The sequence below is a fragment of the Nonomuraea sp. NPDC059023 genome, from assembly GCF_042740095.1.
Lineage (GTDB): Bacteria > Actinomycetota > Actinomycetes > Streptosporangiales > Streptosporangiaceae > Nonomuraea.
In genome coordinates, this window is record NZ_JBHYIO010000099.1 from 1 (window position 1) to 7804 (window position 7804).

Sequence of the window (7804 nt, forward strand, 5' to 3'; positions counted from 1 at the left end):
CCGCACCAACTACCAAACGACCACCGCCATCGACATCCACACCGACCCCGAGTTGACGACCACCCAAGATCCTTAACTTCCCGGCATTGCCACTAACCCCACCCACACACCACCGGAGACCCCACCCCGCGCGCCCCCAGCCCCCGCGCGCCCCGCGTCGCCTTCGCCGCGCCCCAGCGCCCCAGCGCCCCAGCGCTCACGCGCCCCTGCGGATCGCGGATTGCGCCCAACGCGCTGCCCCTTGCCGGACGGCCACCCTCACGCGTCGCCCTCCCCACCCTCACGCGTCGCCCTCCCCGCACTCACACGTCGGGCGGATCGCGCCCACGCGTCGGGCGGATCGCGCCCACGCGTCGCCTCTCACGCGCGTCCGTCCAGGCGCGTCCCGCCCCCAGGGGGTTGGCCCCTGCCGGAGGGCACCCCCACGCGTTGACCCCCTCCCGGGGTGCACGCCTGAGGTGACCGCCTCTGAGGGGGTCAACCCCTGGGGGTGGGGCGTCTCGGGTGTTTGCCCGAGCCATGGTGGTGGTGCTTTCGGGGCGGTAGGAGGGTTGGGAACTTTGCGGAAACCTGGGGTTGTTTGTCCGGGTTTCCGGTAATGGGCCTTTCCGGAGAGGGGAGAGGTCATGTCGGAAGCATCGCCGTTCGGGTCGTTCTTTGGCAGGGATCCGTTCCGCGGGTTCGAGGAGCTCACAGGCCGGGTCTTCGGCGGTATGGACGCGTGGCCGCCCTCCCGTCCCAGCGTCCAGCGTGTGGACGTGGGCAAGCTCCTCAGCCAGTCGGCCCGCGACATGCTGACCAGCGCCCTGGAGATCGCCGCCCGCCGCGGCGCCCACGACCTGGACGTGCTCGACCTGCTCGACGCCGCCACCCAGGACGACCCGGGCCGCGCGCTGCTGCAGACCTCGGGCGTGGACGCCGACCGCCTGCACGACCGCATCGCCGCCCTCACCGGAGCCGGAGCCGGAGCCGGAGCCGGAGCAGGCGCCGCGGGCCAGCCGCCCGACACGTTGAGCCCGGCCGCGAAGCGGGCCATTCTCGACGCGCAGCGCGTGTCCAGAGCGCTGGGTTCCTCCTACATCGGCCCCGAGCACCTGCTGCTCGCCCTGGCCGCCAACCCGGACTCCAGCGCCGCCCGCCTGCTGGCCGAGCAGGGCGCCTCCGCCAACGAACTGCAGCAGGCCCTCATGTCCGGCGCCGCCCAGCCCGGCCGCCGTACCGAAGGCACGACCAAAGGCTCCGGCGAGACGCCCGCCCTCGACGAATACGGCCGCGACCTCACCGAGGAGGCCATGCAGGGCAAGATCGACCCGGTCGTCGGCCGTGAGGACGAGATCGAGCAGGCCATCGAGGTGCTCTCGCGCCGTACCAAGAACAACCCGGTCCTCATCGGCGAGCCGGGCGTCGGCAAGACCGCGATCGTGGAGGGCATCGCCCAGCGCATCGTCAACGGCAGCGTCCCCGACACGCTCAAGGACCGCCGCGTCATCGCCCTCGACCTGACGGGCATGGTCGCCGGCTCCAAGTACCGCGGCGAGTTCGAGGAGCGGATCAAGAAGGTCATCGACGAGGTACGCGAGCACGCCGACGAGACCATCGTCTTCATCGACGAGGTCCACACCCTGGTCGGCGCCGGCTCCGCCGAGGGCGGCATGGACGCGGCCAACATCCTCAAGCCCGCCCTGGCCCGCGGCGAACTCCACGTCATCGCCGCCACCACCATCGACGAGTACCGCAAGAACATCGAGAAGGACGCGGCGCTCGAACGCCGCTTCCAGCCGATCCTCGTCCCGGAGCCGACGGTCGAGCAGACGGTGGAGATCCTCGCCGGCCTGCGCGACGCCTACGAGGCGCACCACCAGGTGCGCATCACCGACGAGGCGCTGGACGCCGCCGCCACGCTCTCCGATCGCTACATCTCCGACCGGTTCCTGCCGGACAAGGCGATCGACCTCATGGATCAGTCCGCCGCCAGGGTACGGCTGCGCGCCCGCACCCCCGGCGCCGACGTACGCGAGCTGGAGGAACGTCTCGACAGCCTTCACCGGGACAAGGACCAGGCCGTCTCCAGCGACGACTTCGACCGCGCCAAGGAGCTGACCCGGGAGATCGACAAGCTCCGTCCCGAGCTGGAGAACGCCCGCCACGGCGACGACAGCGTCCCCGAGGTGTCGGTCGCCGACATCGCCCAGGTCGTCTCCCGGCGCACCGGCATCCCGGTGGCCCAGCTGACCGAGCAGGAACGCGACAAGCTCATGCGCCTCGAAGAGCACCTCCACCAGCGTGTCATCGGCCAGGACGAGGCCGTGGTCGCGATCGCGGAAGCCGTGCGCCGCGCCCGTGCCGGCCTGTCGGACCCGAACCGCCCGATCGGCAGCTTCCTGTTCCTCGGCCCGACCGGCGTGGGCAAGACCGAACTGGCCCGCGCCCTGGCCGACGCGCTGTTCGGCGGCGAGGACCACATGGTCCGCATCGACATGAGCGAGTTCCAGGAGCGCCACACGGTCTCCCGGCTGATCGGCGCCCCGCCCGGATACGTCGGCTACGAGGAGGCCGGGCAGCTGACCGAGGCCGTGCGCCGCCGCCCCCACGGCGTGATCCTGCTCGACGAGATCGAGAAGGCCCACCCGGACGTCATGAACATCCTGCTCCAGATGCTCGACGACGGCCGGCTCACCGACGGGCAGGGCCGTACCGTCGACTTCACCAACACGATCGTCATCATGACCAGCAACATCGGCGCCCAGCTCATCCTCGACTCCACCGGCGACGTGGCCGAGCTGGAGGAGCGCCTCATGGATCTGCTGCGCCACTCCCTCCGCCCCGAGCTCCTCAACCGGATCGACGAGACGATCATCTTCAAGCGCCTGGAGAAGGAGGAACTGCGGCAGATCGTGGACCTCCTCCTGGAAAAGACCCGCCAGCGGCTGAAGGGCCAGGACATCGGCATGGAGGTCACCGACGCGGCCAAGGACTGGCTGGCCGAGAAGGGCTACCAGCCGGAGTTCGGCGCCCGCCCGCTGCGCCGCACGGTCCAGCGGGAACTGGACAACCGCCTGTCCACCATGGTGCTGACCGGCGAGGTGGGGGAGGGCGGCACGGTCAAGGTGGACGCCGGCACCGACGACCGCCTCATGCTCCACGCCACCACCCCGGAACCCGCCGCCACCTCCCAAGAGGTCCCGGAGCAAAGCCTGGAATCCTCCAGCTAACCCCAGGCGCCGGGTACCGAGGCGTAGACGGGCGCCGGGTCCGTCGTGCCGTGCCCGCGGCAGGCGTCGGTGGGTCTGGACTGTGGCCTGGTCTGTCGCGGTGGGACGGGGCGGGGATGGGGTGGGGGTGTGGTCTGTGGCTTGGCCGGGGTGGGGGAATGGCCGGGTGGCGGGTGGGGTGTGGGTGGATCTGGTAGTTATGGTCGGGTGCGAATTAAGCCTTTGGCCGCGCTCGCGGCAGCCGTACCCCTGGTGGCCGGATGTGCGGCCGGAGCCGCCGGGTCGTCGTCGAGCGCGCAGAGCAGTGCGCACCCCCTCGGATCCGGCACCGCCGGCGGTACGGAGAGTTCGAACGTGACCCCCTCCAAGACACCCGCTGTGAAGCGGCCCAAGGTTCCCGCGGGCACCACCGCCGGATATGTCGTGTTCGACCGGACGACGGGGAAGATCGTTGTTCACCAGAACGCGCGCAGGAAGTTCCGGTCGGCCTCGGTGAGCAAGATCCTCATTGCGATCGACTTCCTGGAGACCCACAAGAGCGTCCAGGCGGGTGATGCGCGGCTGCTGCGGATCATGCTGCGCTCCAGCGACGACGGCGCCGCCACCTCGTTCTGGAACCGGGGCGGCAAGGGCGCGATCATCACCCGGATGGCCCGCAAGCTGCGCCTGGCCGACACCACGCCGCCGCCCGCCTCGAAGCCCGGTTTCTGGGGATACGTGTCGCTGAGCGCGTACGACATCGTCAAGACCTACCGCTACCTGCTCGACACCGCCGACCCGCGCGTGCGCGACCTCGTCCTCGGCCATCTGCGCAAGTCCACGCGGTGCGGGACCGACGGCTTCGACCAGTCGTTCGGCATCCCCGGCGCGATCCCGCGTCCGTGGGCGGTGAAGCAGGGGTGGTCGGGGTTCGGCCTGACGCCTCCGGTCCGGTGCGCGAACACCACCGCGGCGGCCGAGATCATCCCCGCCTCGGCCGGAGCGCCGATCGGGGGCGGCCCCATCAGCGTCCTGGCCGCCAGCGCGCGCGGCACCACGGTCCCCGACTACGGCCACCCCGTGCTCCACACCACCGGCCTGCTCGGCAAGGACGACCGCCTCGTCATGGCCCTGCTGACCGCCCACCCGGCCGCCGGCACCTGGGACGCGTCGGTGAAGCGCATCAACAAACTCGCCGCCGACCTGTATCGCAGTGTCTCCTGATCGCTCTGTCCCATAAGTTACGGCTTCCGCCCCCCCAACCCGCATCGCCGACCCCGGCGGGCGCCCGTCGAGCGCCGCTCGTGAGGGCTCACGGCGTACTCGCCGTAACGCCGCCCCGTGGGCCGGTTCCCTGGTCAGGGCGGCCAGCGCGGGAGAAGAGGCGGCGGCCGGGAATTGTCGGTGGGTCGGGTTAGGGTCGGGCCGTGATCACTGTTGAGGACGTGCGGCAGGTGGCGTCGCGGTTGCCGCGCTCGTCGGAGCATCTCATCCGGGACCGGGTGAAGTTCCGGGTGGGCAGCATCGTCTACGTGGCCTTCTCCAGGGACGAGACGATCATGGGGTTCGGGTTCCCGAAGGAGGAGCGGGAGGCGCTGGTGGCGGCGGAGCCGGAGAAGTTCCTCATGCCGTCCCAGGGTGACCTGCGCTATCAGTGGGTCCAGGCCCGGATGGCGGCGCTGGAGGTGGACGAGATGCGGGAGCTGGTCGTGGAGGCCTGGCGGATGACCGTGCCGAAAAAGGTGTATGCGGAATATCTCGCGACGCAATGAAATATCATTCTAAAACGCGTTGCACCTAATTAAATGGGACTAGCCCGGCGATCATCCGTCTGATAGATATTTCGCTCTGGTCATGTGAGCGGTATCGAATATCGGGCTTCCACAAAGGGTGAATCATGCGGGCGCTAGCCGACGAGCTCTTCCTGGTCGGCTGGGACACCACGAGCACGGGGCGTCCGCGGCTGCATGTCCAGGGAGTCGAACTGGGGCTGGCCGGGGCGCTCATCGGCGAGCTCGTGCTGGCCGGGCGGGTCGGGGTGCGCGGGTCCACGGTGCGGCTGGTCGATCCGCGGCCGGTTCAGGAGGTCGTGGCCGACCGGGTGCTCGCCGACATGGGCAGCATGCCGCAGCACACGGATCTGCGGACCTGGCTCGTGTACCTGTCGCAGCGGGCCGTCGACGACGTGTCCGGGAGAATGATCCTGGCCGGATTCCTAGAACGTGAAGCGCCGAAATTATGGCGCCGCAAGCCGGGCCGCTTTTTCGCCACCGATTTCGGTCCGGCCGCATGGCCCAGAACACGCCTCCACATGGCGCTCACCCGATGGCAGCCGCTCGACCCGCACGACATGGCACTGGCGTCGCTGGTGGAGGCGTGCGGGATGACCGACGTCGTGGTGGAGGACCCGGCCGAGCGAAAAACCGCCCGGCGTCATCTGACCACCGTCCTGGCCGCGCTGCCGCCGCAGCTGACCGACCTGGCCCGTCATGTCCACGCCGCCGTCGGCGACGCCGTCCTGACCTACCGCACCTGACCGGCCCCGCCCCATGCCCACTCACCGCCCACCCAGCTCCCCCCGGCGCCCCCGCCCTCCCCAGGGCCCCGGCTCCCCCGAAGGCCCCGCCTTACCGCGAAGCCCCCGATTACCCGGAAGCCTCGGCCCCCCGCGACGCCTCGGTTCACCGCAATGCCGCAGATCGCCGCAATGCCTCGGATCGCCGAGAAGCCCCGGACCGCCGCCAAGCCGTGAGTTACCCGTAGGCGGTGGGTTGGTCCTGAGCCGTGGGTTGCCGGGAGGCTCCGGGCTGCGGACAGCCTTTGGGTGTGCCGGGTGGGTATGCCGGGCCTCGGGGATCGCCCCGCCCGGGCACCTCTCGCCCGTGAGCGAACGGCCGAGCGGCGGGCGTACCCGCGCGAGACGGAAGGGCCCGGAGCGCAGCCGCCGCGACCCCCACTGACCAGCAGCACCCCCACCCCTCCACACAGAAAGGATGCCGATGGAAACCCCCCAGCCAGACCCGATCACCCGCGCTCTGGCCGCCGATCGGCTCGGCGCCCCCTCGGTCGTCTACTTCGTCCTCTCGGCCGCCGCCCCGCTCACCGTCGTGGCCGGCGTGATGACCACCGGCTACAGCGTGACGAAGATCACCGGTCTCCCGGTCGCGTTCCTGGTGGTCGGACTGGTGCTGGCGTTGTTCGCGATCGGCTACGTGGCGATGGCCCGCCACATGGCCAACGCGGGCGCCTTCTACACCTACGTCAGCCGCGGCCTCGGCCGCCCCGCCGGCATCGCCTCGGCCTGGGTGGCGCTGATCGCCTACAACTCCCTCCAGGTCGGCCTCTACGGCGCCTTCGGCGCGGCGGCCACGCCCATCGTCGAGCGGTGGTTCGGGACGGCGCCGCCCTGGTGGGTGCTGTCGCTGATCGTCTGGGCGCTGGTCGCGGTGCTCGGCGTCATGCGCGTCGACGTGAACGGCCGGCTCCTGGCCATCCTGCTGACCCTGGAAGTGGCGGTCATCCTGCTGTTCGACTTCGCCGACCTGGCCAACCCGGCCCCCGGCGGCCTGTCGCTGGAGACGTTGTCGCCCGGCGCGCTGTTCGTGCCGGGCGTGGGGGCGCTGCTGGTGATCGCGACGCTGGGTTTCGTGGGGTTCGAGTCGTCGGTGGTGTTCTCCGAGGAGAGCCGCGACCCGCGCCGCACCGTACCCCTCGCCACCTACTCCTCGATCGTCATCATCGCCTGCCTGTACGCCCTGTCGGCCTGGGCCATGACGGTGGCCACCGGGCCGGGCAACATCGTGGCCACGGCCACCAGGGACGGCGCCGAGACGATCTTCGTCCTGGCGGGTTCGCACCTGGGCTCGCTGGTCGTGGACATCGCCCGCGTCCTGTTCGTGACCAGCGTGTTCGCCGCGATGATCTCCTTCCACAACACGACGGCCCGCTACTTCTTCGCGCTGGGCCGCGAACGTGTGCTGCCCGCCGTCTTCGGCCGCACCCGCCCGCGCAGCGGCGCGCCCCAGGCTGGCTCGATAGCGCAGAGCGTGCTGGGCCTGGTGGTGATCGTCGTCTACGCGGTGCTCGGCCTCAACCCGCTGGTCCAGCTCTTCTTCTACGGCGGCGCGTTCGGCGGCTTCGGCGTCCTGCTGCTGATCTTCACCACGTCGATCGCGGTCATCGTGTTCTTCGTGCGCGAGCCGAGCGGGGAGAGCGCGCTGCGCAGGCTCGTCACGCCGGTGCCGGCGGCGATCCTGCTGGCGGTGATGGTGTGGCTCGGCTGGGCGAACATCGACGCGCTGCTCGGTGTGCCGCCCGGCGACCCGCTGACCTGGATCCTGCCGCTGGTGTACGTGGCGGCGATGGCCTTGGGCGTGAGCTGGGCGCTGGTGCTGCGTGCCCGGCAGCCCGCCGTCTACGCCAGGGTCGGCCTCGGCGCCAAGGCCGTCACCGCGCACGAGGCGGCCCGGCTGACGGCACCCTCGTCGGCCTCGCCGGAGAGCACGGCGTTCACGACGAGCGATTCGAGGCGGGCGTCCCAGGCGCCCCGGGCCTCGGCGGCCTGCGCGTACACCTGGGCGGTGGCGAAGGCGATCTCCCGGGAGTACACGAGC

At 70.7% G+C, this 7804-nt stretch carries 4 protein-coding genes and 2 pseudogenes; 5 read left to right on the forward strand and 1 reads right to left on the reverse strand.

Translation table 11 applies throughout. The annotated features are described in order from the left end of the window. The first annotated feature begins 626 nt into the window (after nt 1-626). The 5 genes and pseudogenes from ACFWYW_RS58575 to ACFWYW_RS58595 all read left to right on the forward strand — a co-directional run. Nucleotides 627-3212 (forward strand): ATP-dependent Clp protease ATP-binding subunit, encoded by a 2586-nt coding sequence (locus ACFWYW_RS58575; RefSeq protein ID WP_379623191.1) that lies wholly within the window; start codon nt 627-629, stop codon nt 3210-3212. Nucleotides 3213-3566: 354 nt separating this feature from the next. Continuing rightward, nucleotides 3567-4415 carry a hypothetical protein gene (locus ACFWYW_RS58580; protein WP_379623193.1) on the forward strand — a complete coding sequence of 283 codons (849 nt, stop codon included), beginning with the start codon at nt 3567-3569 and terminating at the stop codon, nt 4413-4415. A gap of 203 nt (nt 4416-4618) precedes the next feature. Further along, complete coding sequence (locus tag ACFWYW_RS58585) at nt 4619-4963, forward strand: MmcQ/YjbR family DNA-binding protein (RefSeq protein ID WP_379623195.1); 345 nt, start codon at nt 4619-4621, stop codon at nt 4961-4963. Nucleotides 4964-5088: 125 nt separating this feature from the next. Further along, nucleotides 5089-5727 carry a GPP34 family phosphoprotein gene (locus ACFWYW_RS58590; protein WP_379623197.1) on the forward strand — a complete coding sequence of 213 codons (639 nt, stop codon included), beginning with the start codon at nt 5089-5091 and terminating at the stop codon, nt 5725-5727. A 463-nt stretch (nt 5728-6190) separates the two neighbouring features. Continuing rightward, nucleotides 6191-7456: pseudogene (locus ACFWYW_RS58595) on the forward strand (APC family permease); the annotation flags it as partial. A 167-nt stretch (nt 7457-7623) separates the two neighbouring features. Here ACFWYW_RS58595 and ACFWYW_RS58600 read toward each other — a convergent pair. Beyond that, nucleotides 7624-7804: pseudogene (locus ACFWYW_RS58600) on the reverse strand (PucR family transcriptional regulator); the annotation flags it as partial.